20 protein-coding genes are annotated in these 23,329 nt (G+C 70.3%); 10 read left to right on the top strand and 10 right to left on the bottom strand.

Going from position 1 to position 23,329, the window contains the following annotated elements:
- Positions 1 to 70: 70 nt before the first annotated feature.
- Both MYA_RS32440 and MYA_RS18105 read left to right on the top strand, forming a co-directional pair.
- The gene (locus MYA_RS32440; RefSeq protein WP_006479692.1) at positions 71 to 193 is read left to right on the top strand and encodes a hypothetical protein; all 123 of its coding nucleotides are present in this window, start codon (positions 71 to 73) and stop codon (positions 191 to 193) included.
- Positions 194 to 251: 58 nt separating this feature from the next.
- A complete protein-coding gene (locus MYA_RS18105) occupies positions 252 to 1,205 on the top strand; it encodes a hypothetical protein (protein ID WP_014724490.1) in 954 nt (317 codons plus the stop codon).
- A gap of 7 nt (positions 1,206 to 1,212) precedes the next feature.
- Here the strand turns inward: MYA_RS18105 and MYA_RS18100 are convergent, their stop codons facing one another.
- The 3 genes from MYA_RS18100 to MYA_RS18090 all read right to left on the bottom strand — a co-directional run bounded on the left by MYA_RS18100 (position 1,213) and on the right by MYA_RS18090 (position 4,331).
- Complete coding sequence (locus MYA_RS18100; protein ID WP_014724489.1) at positions 1,213 to 1,722, bottom strand: GNAT family N-acetyltransferase; 510 nt, start codon at positions 1,720 to 1,722, stop codon at positions 1,213 to 1,215.
- A 44-nt stretch (positions 1,723 to 1,766) separates the two neighbouring features.
- On the bottom strand, positions 1,767 to 3,785 hold the full coding sequence (locus MYA_RS18095) for an LssY C-terminal domain-containing protein (protein WP_014724488.1): 2,019 nt from the start codon (positions 3,783 to 3,785) through the stop codon (positions 1,767 to 1,769).
- 96 nt (positions 3,786 to 3,881) lie between these two features.
- A complete protein-coding gene (locus tag MYA_RS18090; RefSeq protein WP_014724487.1) occupies positions 3,882 to 4,331 on the bottom strand; it encodes a hypothetical protein in 450 nt (149 codons plus the stop codon).
- Positions 4,332 to 4,621: 290 nt separating this feature from the next.
- On the opposite strand from MYA_RS18090, the gene MYA_RS18085 reads away from it, so the two are divergent.
- Complete coding sequence (locus tag MYA_RS18085; protein ID WP_041494073.1) at positions 4,622 to 5,269, top strand: response regulator; 648 nt, start codon at positions 4,622 to 4,624, stop codon at positions 5,267 to 5,269.
- Positions 5,266 to 7,065: a sensor histidine kinase gene (locus MYA_RS18080; RefSeq protein WP_014724484.1), complete on the top strand. Its 1,800-nt coding sequence runs from the start codon at positions 5,266 to 5,268 to the stop codon at positions 7,063 to 7,065. Before MYA_RS18085 ends, MYA_RS18080 begins: the two co-directional genes overlap by 4 nt.
- 37 nt (positions 7,066 to 7,102) lie before the next feature.
- Here the strand turns inward: MYA_RS18080 and MYA_RS18075 are convergent, their stop codons facing one another.
- Positions 7,103 to 8,413, bottom strand: a complete 1,311-nt coding sequence (locus MYA_RS18075) for an MFS transporter (RefSeq protein ID WP_014724483.1) — start codon at positions 8,411 to 8,413, stop codon at positions 7,103 to 7,105.
- 107 nt (positions 8,414 to 8,520) lie between these two features.
- Positions 8,521 to 9,549, bottom strand: a complete 1,029-nt coding sequence (locus tag MYA_RS18070; RefSeq protein WP_041494262.1) for an ABC transporter substrate-binding protein — start codon at positions 9,547 to 9,549, stop codon at positions 8,521 to 8,523.
- A gap of 234 nt (positions 9,550 to 9,783) precedes the next feature.
- Here MYA_RS18070 and MYA_RS18065 point away from each other — a divergent pair, with 234 nt between their 5' ends.
- Positions 9,784 to 10,449, top strand: a complete 666-nt coding sequence (locus tag MYA_RS18065) for a response regulator transcription factor (protein ID WP_011881394.1) — start codon at positions 9,784 to 9,786, stop codon at positions 10,447 to 10,449.
- Positions 10,436 to 11,854 (top strand): sensor histidine kinase, encoded by a 1,419-nt coding sequence (locus tag MYA_RS18060; protein WP_014724481.1) that lies wholly within the window; start codon positions 10,436 to 10,438, stop codon positions 11,852 to 11,854. The genes MYA_RS18065 and MYA_RS18060 overlap by 14 nt, the downstream gene beginning before the upstream one ends.
- Positions 11,855 to 11,875: 21 nt before the next feature.
- Here MYA_RS18060 and MYA_RS18055 read toward each other — a convergent pair whose 3' ends face one another.
- Genes MYA_RS18055 through MYA_RS18040 form a run of 4 tightly spaced genes read right to left on the bottom strand, consistent with a single transcriptional unit; the run spans position 11,876 to position 16,538 of the window.
- Positions 11,876 to 12,607 (bottom strand): ABC transporter ATP-binding protein, encoded by a 732-nt coding sequence (locus tag MYA_RS18055; RefSeq protein WP_011881392.1) that lies wholly within the window; start codon positions 12,605 to 12,607, stop codon positions 11,876 to 11,878.
- Positions 12,608 to 12,636: 29 nt separating this feature from the next.
- Positions 12,637 to 13,476: an ABC transporter ATP-binding protein gene (locus MYA_RS18050; RefSeq protein ID WP_014724480.1), complete on the bottom strand. Its 840-nt coding sequence runs from the start codon at positions 13,474 to 13,476 to the stop codon at positions 12,637 to 12,639.
- Between the two features lie 11 nt (positions 13,477 to 13,487).
- Positions 13,488 to 15,299: an ABC transporter permease gene (locus MYA_RS18045; protein WP_014724479.1), complete on the bottom strand. Its 1,812-nt coding sequence runs from the start codon at positions 15,297 to 15,299 to the stop codon at positions 13,488 to 13,490.
- A 45-nt stretch (positions 15,300 to 15,344) separates the two neighbouring features.
- Positions 15,345 to 16,538 carry an ABC transporter substrate-binding protein gene (locus MYA_RS18040; protein ID WP_014724478.1) on the bottom strand — a complete coding sequence of 398 codons (1,194 nt, stop codon included), beginning with the start codon at positions 16,536 to 16,538 and terminating at the stop codon, positions 15,345 to 15,347.
- A gap of 355 nt (positions 16,539 to 16,893) precedes the next feature.
- Between MYA_RS18040 and MYA_RS18035 the strand changes: the two genes are divergently transcribed.
- From MYA_RS18035 to MYA_RS18020, 4 genes are read left to right on the top strand one after another with little or no spacing between them, the layout of a single operon-like run.
- On the top strand, positions 16,894 to 17,934 hold the full coding sequence (locus MYA_RS18035; protein WP_011881388.1) for a LysR family transcriptional regulator: 1,041 nt from the start codon (positions 16,894 to 16,896) through the stop codon (positions 17,932 to 17,934).
- Positions 17,931 to 19,415 (top strand): NAD(P)-binding domain-containing protein, encoded by a 1,485-nt coding sequence (locus tag MYA_RS18030; protein ID WP_011881387.1) that lies wholly within the window; start codon positions 17,931 to 17,933, stop codon positions 19,413 to 19,415. The genes MYA_RS18035 and MYA_RS18030 overlap by 4 nt, the downstream gene beginning before the upstream one ends.
- On the top strand, positions 19,408 to 19,938 hold the full coding sequence (locus MYA_RS18025) for a CMD domain-containing protein (protein ID WP_011881386.1): 531 nt from the start codon (positions 19,408 to 19,410) through the stop codon (positions 19,936 to 19,938). The genes MYA_RS18030 and MYA_RS18025 overlap by 8 nt, the downstream gene beginning before the upstream one ends.
- Positions 19,935 to 20,531 carry a peroxidase-related enzyme gene (locus MYA_RS18020; RefSeq protein WP_014724477.1) on the top strand — a complete coding sequence of 199 codons (597 nt, stop codon included), beginning with the start codon at positions 19,935 to 19,937 and terminating at the stop codon, positions 20,529 to 20,531. The genes MYA_RS18025 and MYA_RS18020 overlap by 4 nt, the downstream gene beginning before the upstream one ends.
- Before the next feature lie 54 nt (positions 20,532 to 20,585).
- Here the strand turns inward: MYA_RS18020 and MYA_RS18015 are convergent, their stop codons facing one another.
- Positions 20,586 to 23,324: an Hsp70 family protein gene (locus tag MYA_RS18015; RefSeq protein WP_014724476.1), complete on the bottom strand. Its 2,739-nt coding sequence runs from the start codon at positions 23,322 to 23,324 to the stop codon at positions 20,586 to 20,588.
- Positions 23,325 to 23,329 lie beyond the last annotated feature (5 nt).

The raw sequence follows: 23,329 nt of genomic DNA, 5'->3' as shown, positions 1-23,329 counted from the left end.
CCGGGTGGGCGGCGGTAATACCCTTACCGTGCTTTCATGTTGAATCGCTGTTCACCACAGGAGAATTGACATGCAGGAAACCCAGCAGATCGAATTGCTTGACTGGATGCAGGAAGACACGCACCCCGAGGCCGTCGACATGATGGTCGAGGATGCGGTGGTGCCGTTCGGCACCGCGCTCTGGCCGGTCTGAGCGGCCCGTCCGTTCCCGCGGAAGGGCTGCGGCCCTTCCGCCGCTTCCGGAGACACGCATGCTGAACCTGCATCGCGCGCTGGGTTTTCATCCGGCGCTGCGCGACAAGCTCGCACGCGGCGAGACGGGCAAACTGCTGGTCGGCTACGACACCCGCAATCGCGACACCGCGTTGCGCGCGTTTTCCGCCCTGCCCGCCTCGCTCGACGCGACCACTCTCAGCCTCGAAAACACCGCACCCGACGACATCGCCGCCGCGCTCACGCAGGCCGATTTGTTCGTGCTGCTGTACGACTCCTCATGCCTGCCCACGCCGTCGCCGAGCGGCCCGCCGTTTCTTGCGGCGATCCGTCCCGCGATCGTCGAGCACTGGAACAAGTCGGTGCTGTTCAAGGATTACGGCCCGCATCTCGACGAGGCGTTCGCCGAATCGCTCGACGACATCGCCGCGCGCAACGCGCGGCTGATCGAAGCGGCCGCGCACGCATCGCAGATCCATTTCATCGACGAGGCCGGCAACCGGCTCAGCGGTTCGCTCGCCGCGGACCAGAAATGGACGAGCGTCGACGGCATGGGCAACCTCGACGTCGTGCCCGGCGAGATCGCGACGCACGTCACCGACCTCAACGGCTCGATCGTGTTCAGCGGCACGTTCCTCGGCACCGTGCCGTTCGCGATCAAATACCGCGTGGCCGAGCGGCTCGCGAAGCTGCACGTGCGCGACAGCCTGATCGACGGTTTCGACAGCGACGATGCGGGCTTCCGGCGCGACTTCGCCGCCTATCTCGAGCGCCACGACAATCACCGGCGCATCGAGGAGTTCGGGATCGGCACGAACCTCGGCATCCGCGCGCTGTACGGCCGCAACGCCGGCTTCGAGGAACGCCATCCGGGCCTGCATCTCGGTCTGGGCGGCGGCGCGAACGGCAGTCATCATCTCGACCTGATCTTCGCGCGCGGCACGCTCGCGTTCGACGAGCGGATCGTGTTCGACGGCGCGTTCGCCGTCTGAGCGCGCGTCAGGCTTCGGCGGCGGCTGCGTCGCCGAGCCACTTGAACATCACGAAGCAGTCGACGAAGCCGAGCCGCGCATGCCGATACGCGCGCGGCAGGCGCCCGACGATCTCGAAGCCGAGCTTCTGCCACAACGCGACGGCCACGTCGTTCGTCGCGACCACCGAATTGAACTGCATCGCGAGAAAGCCGCGCTCGCGCGCCACCTGCTGCGAGTGCTCGCACATCGCGCGCGCGAGCCCGCGGCCGCGCGCGGCCTCGCTGACCATGTAGCCGCAGTTGCACACGTGGCTGCCGGGGCCGGCCGCGTTCGGCTTCAGGAAGTACGAGCCGAGCAGCTCGCCATCCTGTTCGGCCACCCAGGTGCAGAGCGGCGCATCGAGCCACAGCGTGCGCGCGGCTTCGAGCGTCGGCGCGGGATCGAGCGCGTAGGTTTCCTGCGCGGCGACGACCGCGCGGTAGGTGGGCCAGAAACGCGCGAAGTCGTCTTCGGTCATCGGGCGAAGCGTGATCATTGGGGTCCTTGCGGTTGAAAGATGGGAGCGGAGTGGCGCGCGCATCAAGGCTGCACCATCCACACGAGCACCACCGTCGCCGGCGCCGCGTGCATGTCCACCGGCGGGCGTTCGAGCCTCGGCTCGACGTCGAGTGCCTGCGCAATCGCGGCCGCATCGTCGACCGTCGTCGTGCGCACGATCGTCATCAGCCGCGCGGGCCGATGCAGCGTCTCGCGATACAGCGCGCCGTACCACAGCGGCCGCGTGCCGAGCGCGTCCTGCAACACGTACGGATAACGCCACAGCCGCAGCACGAGACGGCTGTCCGGCCGCGCGGGATCGACGCGCACGAACTCGCGCCGCGTGCTCTCGCCGTGCGTGTAGCGCGGCAGCACCGGCAACGCGTCGGCCTGCGCCTGCGGCAGCAGCCAGCGCAGTGCGCTCGCGGGCGACCACGGCGTCGCGCGTTGCCAGCCGGCCAGCGACAGATGGCGATCGAGCGTATCCGACGTCGCGCACCATTGCAGCGGCAGATACTCCTCGCGATCGCCGCCGATCTCGGTGCGTCGCACCGGCACGCGCTGCCAGCCGCCGCGCAGCCACTGATCGACCGTCATCGCGACGACGTCGCCCACATGCGGACGCGCCGCGCGATCGAGCGCCCACTGCGCGGGCACGGTCCACACGCCGGCCGTCGCCGTGACGACCACCAGCGCGACCAGCGCGCCGCGCGGCTGCACGTGCTCGCGCACCCGCCAGTACGCATAGGTGGCGGCCAGCACCGCGAACCAGGCGAGCCCGAGGCTCCAGCCGCCGATCAGCCCCGACAGCCAGGTGTCGCCCACATAGAGCCGCGCGAAGCCGCCCAGTACGATCCACAGCACGACGGCCGTGACGACCGGCACGCGCCACAGCGCGGGCCGGTCGCGCGCGAGCAGCCAGCCGATGCCGCTGCTCGCGACGATCGCGAACGCCGCGTCGGCGTCGGGCAGCGGCACGTGCAAGGTGCCGGGCGGCAGGCTCGCGGGCGTCGTGCCGAGCGCGCCGGCGCCGAACGCCGGCGCGAGCACGACCGCGACGCCGACCGTCGCGGCCCACCACGCCGACGTCAGCCAGCAGCGGTGGATCATCAGCCAGACGAGAAACGCAGCGGCGACGATCAGCCCCGTATCGCGTCCATGCAGCACGGCCAGCGCGCGCATCGCCGCATCGACGGGCGGCGTGCGCAGGTTCTGCAGAAATGAGTACAGCGCAATGTCGGCATGCGTGAGCGGATCGTTCGCGACGACGTCGCGCACGACGTCGCCGAACAGCCACACGCAGCCGACGAACAGCAGCGCGAGCACCGGCACGGCGCCCGGCAGCCGCCGAAGCGCTTCGATCGCCGCGTGCAGCCGCGTGCCGAAGCGCGGCCAGCGCCGCGCGCACGCGTGCATGCCCGCGGCGGCTATGCGGCGCAGCAACGGCCAGCCGCGCCGCAGCGTGAGGCGCACGCCGATCCATACGAGCGCGACGAGCGCGGCCACCACCAGCAGAATCGCCGCGACCCGCACGCTGATCGCGGCGGCCAGCGCGGCCGACGCACCGAACAGAATGCCGGGCGCGACGTGCACGGGCGCCCAGATCAGCGCCGAGACGATGTTGACCGGATAGAACGCGCGTCGCGGCAGCGTCGCGCATCCGACCACGACCGGCACGACCGCGCGCACCGGCGCGAGGAAGCGCGCGAGGACGATGCTCTTCATGCCGTGGCGCAACACGAACTGCTCGCCGCGCGCATAGGCGTTCGCGTAGCCGAAGCGCACCCAGCCGTTGCGAATCGCGCCGCGATAGCGGCGGCCGACCTCGTAGCTGACGCCGTCGCCGACGATCGCGCCGACCGCCGCGACGCCGAGCGTCGTCCAGGCGTCGAGCGCGCCCGCGCCGACCAGCGTGCCGGCCGCGAACATCACGGCACCGGCCGGCACGATCGTGCCGATCAGCGCGATCGATTCGGCACAGGCGACGACGAACACCACCGCCAGCACGAGCAGCGGATGCGCGCCGATCGCGGCCAGCCAGCCGTGGATCGCGTCGCTCATCGCGGGCCGCCGGGCATCACTGTGCGCCGCGCCGGCAGCGGGCGCATCGCGGCGGCGTGCGGCTTCGTCGATGCGCGTGCGCGCCCGTGGGCAGCGTCAGTCGAACTCGTGCTGCCGCGCGTCGGCCTCGAGCGGCGCGTCGTGGTAACCGACGGTCGCGATTTCATGCAGATAGCGCGCGAGAAACGCGCCGATCGACCCGGCTTCCTCGTACTGATGGACATGACGAAACTCGTGGGTGAGCAAACGCCGCGTGTCGTGGCCGCGCAGCACGACCGCGTGGCCGAGCGTGAGGCCGATCGTCTCCGGCGCGAGCAGCCCGGAGTCGCGGGCGATCGCGCCCAGCGTCGGCGTATCGGGAAACGGCAGCCGATCCGCGATCACGACGCGGATGAGCTCCGGCTGCGCGACGCCGACGGCGCGCGCATCGGCGTGCTGCGCGCGCGTCAGCGGCGCGCCGTGCGCAAGCCCCTGCGCGGCCTGCACACCGGCCCACACGACGGCGTCGAGCAGCACGGACGGCAGGATGTGGACGAGATCGACCATCGTCGGGATTCCTTCGGCGGGACGCATTCCAATCGCTCACCAGTTTATCTCTTAAACAGGCCGGCCCGCGATCCGCGGCATCGACCGGCGGCCGACGACCACGCTGGAACGCCCGCCCCGCCCGGCGCTGCCGCGTGCACCTGTACGCGGCGATCGTTTCGCTGCAATATGCATTCCCCGCTCAAGTGTCTCAAAAAGATACATCGGGCACACCGTTTGCCGCTGCGGCGGCATATATTGTTGGACGAACGGCCGCGGCCACGCGGCGCCATCCGGGAGAGAACCGCTCGATGATCAGGGTAATTCTGGCTGACGATCATGCAGTGATGCGCGACGGCTTGCGTCACATCCTGGAGACGGCCGGCGGCTTCGACATCGTCGGCGAGGCGAGCGACGGCGACGCCACGCTGGCGCTCGCCGAACGGCACACCGCCGACGTGCTGCTGCTCGATCTGTCGATGCCGGGGCCGACCGGCATCGACCTGATCCGGCTGCTGAAGAAACGCGCGCCGTCGCTGCGGCTGCTGGTGCTGACGATGCACGCGGAGACGCAATACGCCGCCCGCGCGTTCAAGGCCGGCGCGACCGGCTACCTGACCAAGGACAGCGCGAGCACCGCGCTGGTGGAAGCCGTCGGCAAGGTCGCGGCGGGCGGCGTGTACGTCAGCCCGTCGGCCGCCGAGAGCCTCGCGCGCACGCTGCGTACGCCGGCCGACCTGCTGCCGCACGAACGGCTGTCCGCGCGCGAGCTCGACGTGATGCGTCGCATCGTGGCCGGTCAGACGGTCACGCGGATCGCCTCGGAGCTGGCGCTGAGCGCGAAAACGGTCAGCACCTACAAGACCCGCATCCTCGAGAAGATGGATCTGCCGCACGAGGCCGCGCTGGTGCGCTACGCGGTGCGCCACGAGCTCGATCTCGGCGTGGGCGACGCATGATGGCCGCGTTCCGCATGCGTGAGCCGGCCGCCGCCGACGACGACGACGCGCCGCAGCCGTCACACATGTTCATGTCGTCGCTGCCGCCGGGCCGGCGCGAGCGGCGGCTCGCGCTCGCGACGGTGCTCGTGTCGGTCGCGATCTTCGTCGCGCTCGCGCCGTTCGCGCGCATGCAGCTGCCGCGGGTATGGGGCTTCATTCCGGTGTACCAGTCGGCGATCGTCGTCAGCGACATCGTGACGGCCGGGCTGCTGCTCGGCCAGTTCGCGATCCTGCGCGAGAAATCGCTGCTCGCGCTCGCCGGCGGCTACCTGTTCACGGGCTTCATGGCCGGCACGCACATGCTGACCTTTCCGGGGCTGTTCGCGCCGACCGGCCTGCTCGGCGCCGGCGAGCAGACCACCGCATGGCTGTATCTGTTCTGGCACGGCGGCTTTCCGTTGGCGCTCGGCGTGTACGCGCTGCTGCGCGCGGCCTCGCGCACGCGCAGCCCATCGCTGCGGCGGCGCCGCGCGGCGGTTCCCGTGCTGCTGTGCATCGCGCTGACCGCAGGCGCGACCGCCGCGCTCGCGTTGCTCGCGACCGCCGGCCACGATTTGCTGCCGCGCATCATGGACGGCAACCGGATGACCGCGACGATGACGAACGCGATCGCGGTCGTCTGGGCGTTGAACCTCGCGGCGCTCGTGCTGCTGTGGCGGCAGCGGCGCCGTCACTCGGTGCTCGATCTGTGGCTGATGATCGTGTTGGTCGCGTGGCTGTTCGACATCGCGTTGTCGTCGATGCTGAACCACGGGCGCTTCGACCTCGGCTTCTACGCGGGGCGCACCTACGGCCTCGTCGCGTCTGCCGTCGTGCTGTTCGCGCTGCTGTTCGAGAACGGCCGGCTTCATGCGCAGACGGTGCGCGCGCTCGCCGGCGCGCGCTACCAGCACCTGCTCGTCGTGCAGAAGAGCGCGCAGCTCAACGACGCAAACGAACGGCTCGAGCAGCGTGTCGCGGCGCGCACCGCGCAGTTGAGCGCGTCGAACCGCGACCTGCGGCGCGAGGTCGAGGAGCGCGTGCGCGCGGAGCGGGCGCTGCAGGCGTCGCGCGAGGAGCTGCGAGAAATCGCGGCGATGAGTGCGAGCGCGCGCGAGGCCGAACAGCGCCGCATCGCGCGCGAGCTGCACGACGAACTCGCGCAGACGCTCGCGACGCTGAAGAACGACCTCGAATGGCTGCTCGATCACGTGCCGCAGGAAGACGCGACCCTGGCCCGCAAGATCGGCGCGATGCACGCGCTCGCGCGCGGCGCGGTCACCGCGACGCGCCGCATCGCGTCCGACCTGCGCCCGCTGATGCTCGACGACCTCGGGTTCGCGGCCGCGATGCAATGGCTCGTCGAAGATTTCCAGCGCCGTCATGGGGTCGCTTGCACGCTGCGCGTCGAGCCCGGCGAATTGCAGCTCGACGAGCCGTATGCGACCGCCGTGTTCCGCATCGCGCAGGAAGCGCTCGCGAACGTCGCGCGGCATGCGGCCGCGTCGAGCGCGAGCGTGGCGCTCGCGTATCGCGACGAGACGCTCGTGCTGACGATTCGCGACGACGGCGCCGGCTTCGATCCGGGCGCGCCGCGCAAGTCCGCCTCGTTCGGGCTGGTGGGCCTGCGCGAGCGCGCCTACCTCGTCGGCGGCACGCTGCGCATCGACACGACGCTCGGCGAAGGCACGACGGTCGAGGTGGAGGTTCCGGTGGCGGCCGCGCATGTCGCGATCGCGTACGACGCACGCCACGCCGCGCGCACACAGGAATGACCGGCGAGGAGCACGCCGGCGCGCGCGGCGTGGCGCATCACGCCTGCGCGGCGACCATCGTGCGCTCGGAGCGCGCCCACGCGATCAGCGCGCCGATCCCGAGCAAGGCGAGGCACACGATCGGCACGATCATCGGCCCGAACGCGGTGCCCGTGACCTTGCCCGCGAACGGCATCAGGTTCTGGCTGAAGAAGCCGCCGAGGTTGCCGATCGAGTTGATCGCCGCGACGCTCGCCGCTGCGCGCGCGCCGGTGAAGTAGCGCGGCGGCATCGACCAGAAGCACGGATACAGCAGCGGAATGCACGCGCCGCCGAGCACGAGCGCGATGAAGCGCAACGGCGTGGACGGCAGCACGAGGCTCATCAGGAAGCCGAGTGCGCCGAGCGCGGCGACGATCGCGATGGTGCGCAGGATGCTCTTCGCGCGGCGCAGCTTCGACGGCAGCCACACCAGCAGCACGACCGCGAGCGCCCACGGCAGCATGCTCAGCAGACCGTTCGTGCTGCTCGATACGCCGAACGATTTCACCAGCGTCGGCAGCCAGTACGTGACGCCGTACAGCGACGTCGACATCAGCATGTAGGTGGCCGCGAACAGCATCACGCGCGGATCGAGCAGCGCAGCCCACGGCTTCGCATGGACGGCTTGGGCCGGCTTCTCGCGTTCGAGCGCGGCGGCGACGATCTGCTTCTCGCGTTCGTCGAGGAACGGCGCCTCGCGGAACGATGCGGGCAGCACGCGGAACACGACGATCGCGACGAGCACGGCCGGCACGCCGGTCGCCACGAACACCCACTGCCAGCCCGCGAGCCCCCACACGCCGTTCAGGCCGAGCAGCACGCCGCCGACCAGCGAGCCCAGCATGTTCGCGAGCGCGCTGCCGAGCGTGAAGATGCCGAGCACCTTCGCGCGATAGCTCTGCGGAAACCACAGCGTCAGGTAGTAGATGACGCCCGGATAGAAGCCGGCCTCGGCAATGCCGAGCAGGAAGCGCAGCGAGCAGAACGCCGGCATCGACGTGGTGAAGCCCATCAGCACGGTGATGAGCCCCCACGTCAGCATGATCCGCGCGAGCCATACGCGCGCGCCGTAGCGATGCAGCGCGAGCGTGCTCGGCACTTCGAACAGCAGGTAGCCGATGAAGAACAGCGACGACGCGAGGCCGAACGCGGCTTCGGTCATCCCGAGGCTGTGCACCATCTGCAGCTTCGCGAAGCCGACGTTCTGCCGGTCGATGAATGCGATCAGGAACATCACGACGAGGATCGGCAGCAGGCGCCGCGCGATCTTCGACATGATGCGCTGTTCTTCGGCGGACGCGGGGTCCAGGGTATCGGTGGCATTCACTACGGGCTCCTCCGTGAATCGGTTGCTGATCGGTTGAACCGGCGCGACGCGCGCGCCCGGCTATTCAGTGGTATCGGTGATATCGGTGGTATCGGTTGAATCGCTGCTCAGCTCGACCGGTATGCGTCGAGCATCGGCGCGAACATCTCGTGCCACGCGCGGGGCTTCGCCTTGATCGTGCCGGCGAGGTACAGGAAGTCGACGTAGTCCATCAGCTGGTTCGGCCGCACCGAGAAACGCGTGTCGGGCGCGGCCAGCATCTGCAGCACGTCGTCGTGCGACACGCCGACGCCCGACGACGCCGCATACAGCGCGGCTGCCGCGCGCGGGTCCTGCGCGATCAGCCGGTTCGCTTCGTCGAGCGCGCCGAGAAACGCCATCGCGAGCGCGGGCTCCGTATCGACGAGCCGCTTCGGCGCGAACACGACGTCGAGCGTCAGCGGCCCGAGCACGTCGACCGAATTCACGACGCGATGAATGCCCGGCTGCCGCAACTCGAGCGTCGAGAACGGCGGCGACGTGAAATGCGCGGTGATGCCGCCGTCGCGGCGGATCAGCGCCTGCATCGCCTGCGGGTGCGGCAGGTTCACGGTGATCGAATCGAGTTGCGCGAAATGGCGCGCGCCGAGCTGCCGGCTCGCGACCATCTGCAGCACCACCGCCGACAGCGACGTGCGAATGCCGGGCACCGCGATCCGGTCGGACGGCGTGAAGTCGCGCAGTGCGACGAGGCCCGGCCGGTTCGCATTCAGCGACAGCGACGTCGTCGACAGGCCGCTGATGCCGATCACCTCGACGTTCGGAATCCCGCGTGCGCGAGCCCACAGCTCGATGAAGCCCGGCGCGCCGGCCGCCGCGAAATCGAGCGTGCCGGCCATCATCGCGTCGTTCACGGAGTTGCCGCCGTCGAGCAGCACCCAGTCGAGGACGATGTCGCGCAGCCCGTGCCGCGCCGCGTGACGCTCGAACAGCCGCTGCTTCTCCATCACGAGCAGCGGCAGATACAGCACGCCATATCCTTTCGAGATCCGTACCGTACGCGGCTTCGCACGCGCGAGCGGCGGTGCGGCCAGCAGGCCGAGCGCGAGGCCCGCGCCTGCGGCGACGAGCGCACGTCGGCGCGGCGACGTCGTCACGCGCAGCTCCGCGTGCAACGGAGATCGCACGCGGACCGGCCGGCGTGCGCTGCGCTGCGTCGCGGATGGGGCCGCGCGCTCGCGGTGCGCGTCAGATGCTGCATGTTGCCGTCTCCTCTGGTATTAATGCCGTCTTCGCTCGTGTCGGCTGAACACAGGTTATCGGGCGAGTCTGAGAAAATGCTGAGATCCCGCCCCCGGGGAAACCCGTAACCCTTCATTGCGAACGGCACCATGCGCATTCTCGTCGTCGAGGACGATGCCGAAATCGGCGCGGCGATCCGCGCGCGGCTCACGCGGCTCGGCCATGCGGTCGACCACGAAACCGACGGCGCGACCGCCAACAGCCTGCTGCGCGTCGAGCGCTTCGATCTCGTCGTGCTCGATGCGAACCTTCCCGGCCTCGACGGCTTCGCCGTGCTGCGCAACCTGCGTGCGGCGGGCAGCACGACGCCGGTGCTGCTCGTCACCGCGCGCTCGGCGATCGACGACCGCGTGAGCGGCCTCGGCCTCGGCGCCGACGACTACCTCGTGAAGCCGTTCGACTACCGCGAGCTCGATGCGCGCGTGCAGGCGCTGCTGCGCCGCAACAGCGGTCATGCGAACGACGTGCTGACGCTCGGCGGCCTCGTGATCGACCGCAGCAGCCGGCTCGCGGAGCTCGACGGCCAGCCGCTGTCGCTGTCGCGCCAGGAGTTCGCGCTGCTCGAGATTCTCGCGAGCCGCCCGCAGCGAATCTTCTCGAAGGACGAGCTGCTGAACCAGCTGTTCAGTTTCGGCAACGAGCCGAGCGCGAATGCGGTCGAGCAGTACGTGACGCGCGTGCGCAGGAAGCTGCACGGCAGCTCGGTCGAGATCCGCACCGCGCGCGGGATGGGGTATCAGATTGCCGCGCACTGACTGGTTCCCGAAGACGCTGTTCGGCCGCACGCTGCTGCTGATCGCGCTCGTCGTCGCGACCGGCGCGCTCGCGCTCGCCGCGATCGCGCGCTACTACGCGGGCGTCGCGGCGGAGCGCGCGTACGACCAGCTGCTTGCAGGCGCGTCGATCCAGGTCGCGGAAAACCTCTACGTGCAAGGCGGCGTGCTCGCGCTGAACCCGCCGGTCGCCGCGCTGTCGACGCTGTCGCGCTACGACCTCGTCTACTACAAGGTCGTCGATTCGCGCGGCGTCGTCGTGGCCGGCTACGGCGATCTCGCGAGCCCCGCGACGGCGGCCGCCGCGAAGCAGGGGCCGGCGTTCGCGGACGCCGTGTACCAGGGGCATCGCGTGCGCACCGCGACCATCGCGCGCTACATGCCCGAGGAGAGCACGCCGGGCTGGGCGATCGTCACCGTTGCGCAGACAACGAACGCGCGGCAGCAGCTGACCAACGACATGAGCATCAAGGTGTGGACGCTGATCGTGTTGATGAGCGTGCTCGCGATCGGCGCAAGCGGGCTCGCGATCCGGCGCGGCCTGCGCCCGCTCGCGCAGATCGGCGCGATCATCGCCGCGCGCGACCCGGCCGACCTGCGGCCGGTGGCCGTCGACACGCCGAGCGAGATCGACGCGATCATCGGCTCGATCAACGGGCTGATGCGAAGGCTGGCCGAGCGGATCAACGCGATGCAGCGCTTCATCGCCGATGCCGCGCACCAGATGCGCACGCCGCTCGCGCGGCTCGACGCGCAGATCGAGCTGCTCGACGGCGAACACGATCCGGCCCGGCATGCGGCGCGGCTCGATGCGTTGCGCGCGACTTGCGCCGATGTCGGACGTCTCACCGGGCAGTTGCTCAATCACGCGATGGTGATCCATCGCACCGAGGCGGTGCCGCTGCAACCGGTCGAGCTCGTCGCGCTCGCGAAGGACGTGCTCGGCCGCGCGATTCCGCTCGCCGGCGCGCGCGACGTGGCCGTTGCGTTCGCGAGCGATGCACCGCAAGCGTGGATCGACGGCGATGCGATCAGCCTGCAGGAGGCGTTGTCGAACGTGCTGCACAACGCGCTGCTGCACGGACATGCGGACGATATCGTCGTGTCGGTCACGACGGCGGGGAATGCGGAGGATGGCGTCACGCTCACCGTCACCGACAACGGCCGCGGGATCGCGCGCGAGCATTGGGACGCGGCGTTGCAGCCGTTCGTGCGGATCGCGGCGGACGGCAGCGAGCGCCGCACAGGCTCGGGGCTCGGGCTCGCGATCGTGCAGGAGGTGATGAAGGCGCACGGCGGGCGCGTCGGGTTCGCGTTTCCCGACGCGGGCGGGTTTGCGGTCGTGTTGACGTTTCCGCGGGCGGTGGGGAGTGGGCGGGGAGCGTGAGCACGCAGCATACTGCCGCCGTCAGGCCGTCACGGCATCCCCGCCGAGATACGCATCGCGCACGCGTTCGTCGTCGAGCAGCGCCCTCGCCGGCCCTTCGAGCGCGACGCGCCCCGTCTGCAACACGTATCCGTAGTGCGCGATCTCCAGCGCGAGGCTCGCGTTCTGCTCGACCATGAACACCGTCACGCCCTGCCGGTTGATCGCATCGATGAGTTCGAGCACCTTGTCGACGTAGAGCGGCGACAAGCCCATCGTCGGCTCGTCCATGCAGATCAGTTTCGGCCGCGCCATCAGCGCACGCGCCATCGCGAGCATCTGCTGCTCGCCGCCCGACAGCGTGCCCGCACGCTGCGCGAGCCGCTCCTTCACGCGCGGAAACAGGTCGAGCACGCGCGCGTAATCGTCGGCGACCGCCGCGCGGTCGCCACGCGTGTACGCGCCCATCAACAGGTTCTCGCGCACGCTCATGTCGCCGAACAGCCGCCGCGCCTCGGGCACCGCCGCGATCCCGCGCCGGACGCGCTGCGGCGTCGCGAGCGACGTCACGTCGTCGCCGTCGAAGCGCACGACGCCGCGCCGCGGCCGCATCAGCCCGAGAATCAGCTTCATCGTCGTCGACTTGCCGCTCGCGTTGCCGCCGAGCAGGCTGACGATCTGCCCGCGGCCGACCTCGAAGCTCACGTCGAAATGCACCTGCACCGGTCCGTAGAACGTGTCGAGGTGCTCCAGTTTCAGCAGCGTGTCGGTCATCGCGAGGTCAGCTCCAGAAAATGGTGGGCTCATGCCGCCGCGCGCGCGGCGTCCGCATGGCGGCGCCCGAGATAGGCCTCGATCACGCGCGGATCGTGCCGCACGTCGCGCGGCGCGCCTTCGGCGATCTTCACGCCGTTGTCGAGCACCATCACGCGATCGGATACGCGCATCACGAGCTCGAGCTTGTGTTCGATCAGCAGGATCGTCAGGCCGCCCGCCTTCAGCGACTGGATCAGTTGCAGCATCTCGGCGGTCTCGGTCTCGTTCATCCCGGCGGTCGGCTCGTCGAGCAGCAGCAGGCGCGGGTGCAGCGCGAGCGCGCGGCCGATCTCGACGCGTCGGCGGTTCGCATACGACAGGCTATGCGCCGGGTGATCGATGCGCGGCGCGAGCCGCTCGCCGAATCGCGCGACGATGTCGCGCGCTTCGGCGCGCAACGCGGCTTCCTCGCGCCGCACCGACGCGGGCCGCACCAGCGCGCGCCATACCTCGGCCGCCGCGCCGAGCACCGGCCAGCCGCGTCGCGCCGCCCGCAGCCGCGCATGGGCGCCGATCAATACGTTGTCGAGCACGCTCAGGTTGCCGAACACGCGGCCGTGCTGAAACGTGCGCGCGATGCCGAGCGCCGCGAGCCGCTCCGGTGCGACGCCGGTGATGTCGCTCCCGTCGAACGTCACGCAGCCGGCGTCGGGACGGTCCGCGCCCGCGATCAGGTTGAACAGCGTCGACTTGCCCGCGCCGTTCGGGCCGATCACGCTCAGCAATTCGCCGTCGGCGAGCGTCAGGCTCGCGGCGTCGAGCGCGGTCACGCCGTCGAAGCGGCGTGTCAATCCGCGCACGTCGAGCAACGGTCGACGAGTGGTCATCGCATTTCTCCTTACACGGTGCCGAGCAGGCCCTGCGGCCGGAACCGGACGAGCAGCACCAGCACGACGCCGTAGATCAGCATCCGATAGTCGGCCGCCCAGCGGAACAGCTCGGGCAGCCCGATCAGCGCAACCGCGCCGACGATACCGCCAAGCACGTTGCCGAGCCCGCCGAGGATCACCATCGTCAACGCAAGGATCGAGACCTGCGAATCGAAGGTCTGGTGATTGATGTAGCTGTACAGATGCGCGGCGATTCCGCCGCTCACGCCGGCCGCCACGCCGCCGACCGCGAATGCGATCGCCTTGTAGCGATTCGGCGCGATGCCGTGCGCGCGTGCGGCGACGTCGTCCTCGCGCACCGCGCGCAGCGTACGGCCGAGATGCGAGCGCAGCAGCCGCACCTGCAGCAGCGCCAGCACGACGAGCACCGCGAGTGCGAACCAGTACGCGGCGCGCGCGGTGCTCGCCCACGGCAGCGGCGCGATGCCGGTGATGCCGAGCGGGCCGCGCGTGAGGCCGTCCCAGTTCAGGATCACGAGGCTCACCACTTCGCCGATGCCGAGCGTCGCGATCGACACGTAGTGGCCGCGCAAGCGGAATGCCGGATAGACGAGCAGCGTGCCGAGCACCGCGGTGATCGCGCCCGCACACGGGATCGTCACAGCCGGCGACCAGCCGAGATCCGACGACAGCAGCGCCGATGCATACGCGCCGATCACGAGCAGCGCCGCATGGCCGAGCGAGATCTGCCCGACCGTGCCGGCCACCAGCGTGAGGCTCAGTGCGAGCAGCCCATACAGCCACGCGTTGGTCAGTGTCTGCAGCACATACGGCGACGCGCCGAGCCACGGCAGCGCGGCAGCCAGCACGATCAGCGCCGCGACGGCCGGGCGCGGCACGCGTACGTGCCTCGCAGCGGCGAGGAAGGTGCCGGTCATCGGCTCGGGCGGCAGCGCGCGCTTCGCGCTGAACAGCCCGTTCGGCCGCCATACCAGGAACACGATCAGCAGCCCGAACGCGAACAGGTCGCGATAGCTCGTCCCGAACAGCGCGACGCCGTAGCTTTCGACGAGACCGAGCAGCAGGCTGCCCGCAATCGCGCCCGGCACGTTGCCGAGCCCGCCGATCAGCAGCGCGACCACGCCCTTGAGCGTCGCCTGGAAGCCCATCGCAGGATCGATGCTGTTGTAGTACATGCCGACCAGCAGCCCGCTGACGCCGCCGAGCGCGCATGCGATTGCGAACACGGCCTGGTTCACGCGATCGACGTCGACGCCCATTTGCAGCGCCGCGTCGCGGTCCTGCGCAGTGGCGCGCACGGCCCAGCCGAGCCGCGTGAAGCGCAGGAATCCGTACAGCAGTGCGGCCGCCGCGATGCCGATGCCCGCGATCAGCAGGTCGAGCGCGCCGAGCGTCGCGCCCGCGATCCGCACGTGCCAGTCGGGCAACGGCGTCGGCACGGCGCGCGGATCGGCGCCGAACACGAGCTGCGCGAGCTGATCGAGGATGAAACTGATGCCGATCGTCGCGAGCAGCGGCGCGATCCGCGCCGCGTGGCGCAACGGCCGCAGCCCGATGCGCTCGATCGTGATGCCGAGCGCCGCGCAGCCCGCGACCACCGCCGCGAGCGCGACGGGCAGCGGCAGGCCGAAGCGCGTCAGGCACAGCCAGCCGACGAACGCGCCCACCATGTAGACCGAGCCGTGCGCGAAGTTGATCAGATGCGACACGCCGAAGATCAACGCGAGCCCGACCGCGAGCAACGCGTAGATGTTGCCGACGATGAGACCGTTGAGCGTGTAGTCGAGCCAGGAAGCCATCACGATACGTCCGTCGAAAGCATGCGGGTCAGGGCGCGCGCTGGATCAGCGCGCGGCGAGTTGCGGCTTCGCGCCGTCCCACAGCGCCCACTGCCCCTGCTTCACCACGAGATAGACGGTGCGGGCGCCCTCGACACGGCGCGTCTGCGGGTCGAAGCGCACCTTGCCGAAGATCACGCTCGGCACGTCGCTCACCTTCGCGAAGCCGTCGTGCGCGGCCGCACGCGTGGTCCCGTAGCGGCGCAGCACGTCGGCCGACAGGATCAGCGCGTCGTACGCGCGCGCCACGAACGAATCGGGATCCGCATGATATTTCGCGCGATAGCGCTGCACGAACGCCTGCACTTCCGGACGCGGTTCGGCCGGGAAAAAGTTCGACTCGGTATAGACGCCTTCCACGGCCGTGCCGCCCAGTTCGAGGAATTTCGGCGAATACACGGAGCCGACCGCCGCGATCGGCAACGCGAGGCCCGCGCTACGCGCCTGACGCACGATCTGCGCGCCGTCGGCGTAATACGAGATCAGCACGATCGAATCGGGCTTCGACGCACCGATGCGCACGAGCGTCGAGCGGAAGTCCTTCTCCGCCGGCTGGTAGCCTTCGGCCGCGACGACCTGCGCGCCGAGCCCCGCCGCCGCCTTCGCGAAGATGTCCTTGCTCGTGCGGCCCCAGTCGGTGTTCAGGTACAGCACCGCAATCCGCTTGAAGCCGAGCTCCTTCACCGCGTAACGCGCCAGCAGCGGCTGCTCCTCGGCCTGACTGAGCGCGGTGCTCCACAGGTAGTCGCCGCCCTTCGTGAAATCGGGATGCGAATTCGTGAAGCCGAACTGAATCAGCTGCCCGCGCTGGTAGATCGGCGACGCGGCCATCGACGTCGCGCTGGAGAAGTCGCCGAGCTCGATCACGATGCGCGGATCGGCGACGAACTTCTGCGCGATCGCGACCGCTTGGCGCGGGTCGCTGCGGCTGTCCTGGAAATCCACCGCGAGCGGGCGGCCATGGATGCCGCCGCTGCCGTTGATCTCGTCGAGCGCGAGATCGAAGCCGCGCTTCCATTGCTCGCCGTATTGCGCGTCCTGCCCGGTGAGCGGTCCGCTCACGCCGATCACCAGCGGCTCGCCCGATACGCCCGCGGCGAGCGCGCCGCCCGTCGACAAACCCCATGCGGCAGCCAGCGCCGCAACCGTGCCCAGTGCGCGCCGCCATGCGCCGCGTGTGTCGATGCCCGATACCTTCATACGCCCCCCAGCCGTCCGCCAATCGAAAAGAGTGACGGCATGTAACCATCTGCCTCAGGGCGTTCCAACGAAGTTTTGCGCATATCGATATCGCACGCGGCGCGAAGCCGAACGCGTGCGTCGATGCATCGGCGTGCGGCGCACATGCACGGCGCGTGCGTACGCGGCGCAGCGCTTTGATTCGATTGAGGTTCGACATGCGCGGCCGTGCGGGACCGGCACGCATGCACGTAATCGAACTCCGCGCGGTGCGCCCGCGCTTCGCACTTTTCGCGCTGTCGATAGCAAAAATCATTATATGAATCACGCATGCATGCGCTCCTACAATGCGCACATTGCATCATCGGAACGCGCCATGGAGTTGCATCAACTCGAAGCATTTTCGGCGGTCATGTCGGCCGGCAGCGTCACCGGCGCGGGCGAACTGCTCGGCCGTTCGCAGCCGGCCGTCACGCGGCAGATCCAGGAGCTCGAAGCCGATCTCGGCTATGCGCTGTTCGACCGGCACGGCCCCCGCGTCACGCCGACGCGCCGCGCGTTCCTGCTCTACGACGAAGTCGAGCGTTCGCTCGTCGGCCTGCGCGCGATCGAAGCGCGGGCGCGCGCACTCGGCGACGAAACGGCCGAGCCCGTGCGCATCGCGGCCACGCCTTCGCTCGCGGCCGCGCTCGTGCCGGCCGCGCTCGCCGCGCTGCCCGACGGCGCGCACGCGCCGCATTACCAGCTGCGCAGCGAATCGGCCGAACACGTCGTGCACGAAGTGCTGGCAGGCACCGCCGATATCGGCGTCGTCACGTTGCCGATCGCGCATGCCGGGCTCGACGTGCACTGGATCGCGCAAGCCCGTTGCGTCGCCGTGCTGGCCGCGGCCGATCCGCTCGCGACCAAGCCGCGTATCGCACTGCGCGATCTCGCGCGGCGCCGCATCGTGACGGTCGCGAACCGGCACCGGCTGCGCCAGCGCATCGATGCGGCGTTGGCCGCAGCACGTGTCGACGTCCGTGTATTCGTCGAGACCAACGCATCGCTGAATGCCGTGATGGCCGCGCGCGCCGCGCTCGGGATCGCGATCGTCGATCCGGCAACGGGCGTCGCACTGCCGGTCGAAGGCGTCGTCGTACGCCCGCTCGATGCGGACATACCGTTTGCGTTCGGCGTCGCGACGCCGGCCGGCAAGCCGCGCACGGCCGCCGTCGACGCGCTGCTCGACGCGCTGCAGCGCACGACGCGCACACTCCTCGACGGCGTGATCTTTCACGATGCATCTGTGCACGACGCGTGGATGCGCGGCGACCGGCCGCGCACCGACGGCGACGCGCGCCCGGCTCGCGCGACGCGCCCTACCCGATCGACCCGAACCGCGCACGCGCGCGGCGCCCGCAAGGAGGCCGCATGACGGCGACGCCCGACACACTCGCGGCACTGGAAGCACGTGTCGCGCAGGACCTGCGCTGGCTCGACCTGCCCCCGCCGTCGTGGGTGCCGCCGCGCGAGGTCGACGGTGCGCGCGTACTCGACGTCGCGATCGTCGGCGGCGGCATGGCAGGGCTCGCGGCGTCGGCCGAGCTGCGTCTGCTCGGCATCGACAACCAATGCGTGATCGACCGCGCGCCGGCCGGCTATGAAGGCCCGTGGGTCACCTTCGCGCGGATGGAGACGTTGCGCTCGCCAAAGCAGCTCGCCGGCCCCGCGCTCGGGCTCCCCGCACTGACCTTTCGCGCGTGGTTCGAAGCCTGCCACGGCCGCGACGCATGGGATGCGCTCTACAAGATCCCGCGCACGCAGTGGATGGACTATCTGCGCTGGTACCGCCGCGTGCTCGACCTGTCGGTGCACAACGACACCACGCTCGTCGCACTGCGCCCGCGTGACGACGGCCTGCTTGCGCTCGACTTGCAAGCGAGCGGCGCAACGCGGACGGTGCTCGCGCGTCACGTCGTACTGGCGACCGGCCGCGACGGACTCGGCGGCCCGTACGTTCCGCCCGTCGCGCAACGCGTGCCGCGCACGCGCTGGGCGCATTCGTCCGAGCCGATCGATTTCGCGGCGCTCGCCAGCAAGCGCGTCGGCGTGGTGGGCGCGGGCGCGTCCGCGTTCGACAATGCCGGTACCGCACTCGAGGCAGGCGCCGCTCGCGTCGACCTGCTGTTCCGTCGCGCGGACATTCCGCGCATCAACAAGCTGACCGGCATCGGCAGCCCGGGCCTCGTGCATGGCTTCGCCGCGCTCGACGACGCGACGAAGTGGCGCTTCATGCACTATGCGCTGACGTCGCAGACACCGCCGCCGCGCGAGAGCGTGCTGCGCGTGTCGCGGCACCCGCACGCGTACTTCCATGCGGCCAGCCCGATCGAAACGCTGGTCGACGCTCATGACGGGCTGCAGGTCGTCACGCCGCGCGGTCGCTACACGGTCGATTTCCTGATCTTCGCGACGGGCTTCCATTCCGATTGGACCACGCGCACGGAATTCGCATCGTTCGGGCCGCATGTGCGGCGCTGGAAGGATCGCTACCAACCGCCGCCCGGCACCTGGCTCGACGAACTCGCCGAGTCGCCCGATCTCGGTCCCGCGTTCGCGTTCCAGGAACGCGAGCGCGGCGCATGCCCAGCCGTCACGCGCATCCACTGCTTCAACAATGCGGCGAGTCTGAGCCACGGCAAGCTGTCCGGCGACATCCCCGCGATCAGCGCGGGCGCGGGACGGCTCGCGCGCGGCATCGCGAGCCGGCTGTTCGACGACGATCGCGACCGCCACTACGACGCGCTCGTCGCGTTCGCCAACGCGGAGCTGCATGGCGACGAATGGCGCGACGCCGACGCGTGGACGGCGCCTTCCACGACACCCGTGACCACCGGAACCCACCACGATGATTGATACCCAACCGCCGGCCGCCGCGCCGGATACGATCGACGCGGTCGCCGGGCTGCGCGACGACAGTCCGGTCGCCGCACTGCGCCGCGCGCGCGAGAAGGTGCTGCGCCATACGCAGTTGAGCGAAGCCGCGCTGTTCGATGCCGCGCTGCCCGATCTTTCGCTCATCGAGCGTCTGCATGCGGCGCGCTACGTCGCGCAGCGATCGAGTGCGCACGCACTCGCCGCGACCTACCACGCGCGGCTGATCGAGGCGGGCGGCACGCCGGACGACATCGCGCGCGCCGACGCCGACGCATTCGATGCGCTGCCGCGCCGTCTGGGTGCGCTGCTCGCGCATGCGCGGCGCCTGACGCTGTCGCCCGTCGACGCACACGCGTCCGATCTCGCCGCACTGAAGTCGGCGGGATTCACGACGGCGGCAATCGTTGCGTTGTCGCAGCTCGTCGCGTTCGTCGCGTATCAGCTGCGCGTCGCGGCGGCGGCCAGCGCGTTGCACACGCGCGTCGCGCGGGAGGCCGCATGACCACGGTCACCTCCCACGGCTTCACGTCCGACACGCTCGGCTGGCGTGCGTGGCTCGATACGGTGCCGCTCGAACGCGCCACCGCGGAGCAGCTCGACGTGCTCGAGGCGAGCCATCCGCACGCAACGACGTCCGACTATTACCTGCTGCTCGTGCATCAGCCCGAGATCCTGCGGCAACGCTCGGCCGTGTTCAACGCGATCATGTACGGCCCCGGCGGACTGTCGCGCGCGGAGCGGGAACTGGCGAGCACGGTGGTGTCGCGTGTGAATGGCTGCGTGTACTGCGCATCGGTCCATGCGCAACGCTTCACGCAGCTCGCGAAACGCAGCGATTCGATCGAGCAGGTATTTGAAGACCCATCGACGGCGGGGACGAACGCGCGCGAACGCGCGATCGTCCGCTATGCGATCGCGCTAACCGAGCGGCCCGACACGGTGGACGACAGCGACATCGCCGCGCTCGAGGCCGCGGGACTCGCTCATGACGAAATACTCGACCTGTCGCATGCGATCGCGATCTTCGCGTGGGCGAACCGCTTGATGCTGACGCTCGGCGAACCGGTGTTTCCGCAGGCCACGACGAACACTTGACGGTGGCGCTGCTCGCCGGCCGGCGAGCCGTCGATGCGGCGCCCGGCCGTTCGCTCAACCCTCCAGCAGCTTCAACCCCGCCGGCAACGTCTCCCCGAACACGCGCGCCGTGTCCGCTTCATCGAACGCGATCGCTTCGCGCACCATGTCGATCCAGGCGGCCGACGCGTTCGCCGCCGACAGCCGCTTGATCACCGCCGCACGCGTGTCGTCCGGCAGATCGCGTTCGCGATCGCCCGTCATCCGCGCGATCTGCGCGACCGCGAACGCCGCCGGTTCGACCTGCTTCCAGTCGAGCGCGAACAGCGCATCGAGCCAGCGCTGCGCGACGTCGGCCGGCACGACGCTGTGCGCGCTGCCGTAGAACGGCCGCCGCGCACCGATGCGCCCGAGCGCCCACGCGCACAGCGTGCGCTCGGCCGGCTTCTGCAACTGCGCGATCAACCGCTCGCCCAGTTCCACCTTGCGCTCGACCGGCAATCGCTCGAGCGACGCGGACAAGCGCGTCATGTCGGCCGGCCCGACCTTGGCCGGGTCGAACGGCAGCTTGCGGCGCTTGTCGTCGGACGGTTCGAGGAACGCGATCGCGTCGCGCACCTGCGCCTGCGCATCGTCGTCGAGACCGCCGGCCGCACGCCGCCACAGCGTCCACCATTCGGACCACACCTGCGCGTCGTTCACGTACTGGATCCCGTCGTCGAACAGCGGCCACAGCTGCTCGATGCGCCACGCGTCGAGCGGATGGCCGAAGCCAGGACGCACGCAATAGCCGGCGAGGTTCAGCCACGCGCGCTCGTGATCGGCCGAACGGCGGCGGCGACGCGCACGCGCGAGCAACGCGTCGAACAGCTCGCGCGCGAGCGCGACGTCCCACTCGTCGCGCGGGCCGAGCACCTGCTCCAGTTGCGCGCGCAACCGCCGCGTGTCCTTCGGCTTGACGTTCGCCGCCTTGCCGCCGAACGAGCGGTCGATCAACTCGATCGCCTGATCGAGCCGCGGATGGCGCGCGGGCCCGTCGACATCGCCGGGGCTGGGCGCATCGCCGCGCAGCTGGAATTCGAGCCGCCAGCGCCGCGACGCATCGTCGGTCGCGATGCAGTGCATTTCGAGCGTGCCGACCTCGGTCAGCGACGCGGTGAGCTTCACCGGTGTTTCGCGTGCGCCGCCGCCCGCCTGCCGGTCGATGACCGTCGCGATCGGCGGCAGCCGCACGAAGTCGCCGCCGGCGAGTTCGACGAGATCGCCGGGCCGATAGACCGTGTCGGCGACCGTCGACACCAGATGGAACCGCACCGGCTGTCCGAGCTGCAGCGCGAACGTGCGCGCATCGAGCCGGAGCTCGCGGCCTTCGTCGGTGCCGCGCGGCAACAGACACACGCCGCGCGGCGCGGCGGCGGCATCGCCGTCGTCGTCCAGCACGAGGAAATAGCTGCGCGCGGAGCCGCCGCCGATGCGCGGTGCATGCCCGCCGCGCGCGAGCCCATAGGCCACCGCGCCGCGTGCGACCGCCACGTCCGGATGCGCGTTGTGCAGCACGTCGAGCGGCGCGCCGCGCCATGCGCCGAGCGTCTGCGCGAGGCGGCCGGCGAGCGCGTCCGCGCGGAACACGCCGCCGTTGAGCAGCAGCGTGTCGGGCAGCGGCCCCTGCGCGTGACGATTCAGGAACGCGGCGACGTGGCGCGTGACGGCCGGATCGCTCGCGTACGGCAAGCCGAACTCGACGATCGCGGCGCGCGTGCGGCGCGGCATGTCGTTCGCGTCGACCTGCGGAAAGAAACCGTCGACGACGATCTGCTCGACCTCCGCGCGCGTCAGCTCGGTCGAACGCGCGCCGCCGACGAGCCGGCTGCCCGCGCCGAGCAGCGTCACGGTGACGGACGCCGGCGCAGCGGCGCCGAGCAGCCGCTCCTTGGCCGCGCGGCAGCGTTCGACGAGCTGCGACAGGCTCGCGGCCGACAGCCGCGTGCCGGGCTCGGTCAGGCGCGGCTCGACCAGGCGCGCGAGCGCGAGGTCCATGTTGTCGCCGCCGAGCATCAGGTGATTGCCGACGCCCACGCGCGTGAAGGTCGGTTCGCCGTCGTCGCCCGGTGCGACGTCGACGAGCGTCAGATCGGTCGTGCCGCCGCCGACGTCGCAGATCAGCACGCGCCGCGGCGCGGCGAAGGTAGCGCGCAGCGTCGCGCGCTGACCGTACAGCCAGTCGTAGAATGCGGCCTGCGGCTCTTCCAGCAAGCGCAACGCCGGCAGTTGCGCGCGCCGCGCGGCTTCGACCGTCAACGCACGCGCGCCGTCGTCGAACGACGCGGGCACGGTCAGAATGACGTCCTGCTGCGCGAGCGGCGCATCGGGGAAGTGCGCGTCCCAGGCCGCGCGCACGTGCGCGAGGTAGCTCGCGCTCGCATCGACCGGCGACACCTTGGCGACGCCGTCGGCGCCGCCCCACGGCAGGATCGCCGCGAGCCGGTCCACCGCTGCGTTCGACAGCCAGCTCTTCGCGCTGCTGACGAGCCGGCCCGGCACCTGTGCGCCGAGCGTGCGCGCGTAGCGGCCGATCACGGCCGGCACGGCGTCGGCCGCTTTGCCGGCCGTCCACGGCAGCGCGATCGCGTCGGCCGGCAGTTCGCCGGCCGCCGGGTGATAGCGCACCGACGGCAGCAGCGGCTGCGCAGCCACCGCGCCGGGGCCGACCAGCTGCTCGACGTCGAACACGCGGATCGCGTCGGAGCCGGCCTCGACGTACGCGACGACGGTGTTGCTGGTGCCGAGGTCGATACCGACCGTATAGCGCTTCATCGCGC

This window comes from Burkholderia sp. KJ006 (assembly GCF_000262695.1).
GTDB lineage: Bacteria > Pseudomonadota > Gammaproteobacteria > Burkholderiales > Burkholderiaceae > Burkholderia > Burkholderia vietnamiensis.
This window is presented reverse-complemented; position numbering and strand designations above follow the sequence as displayed.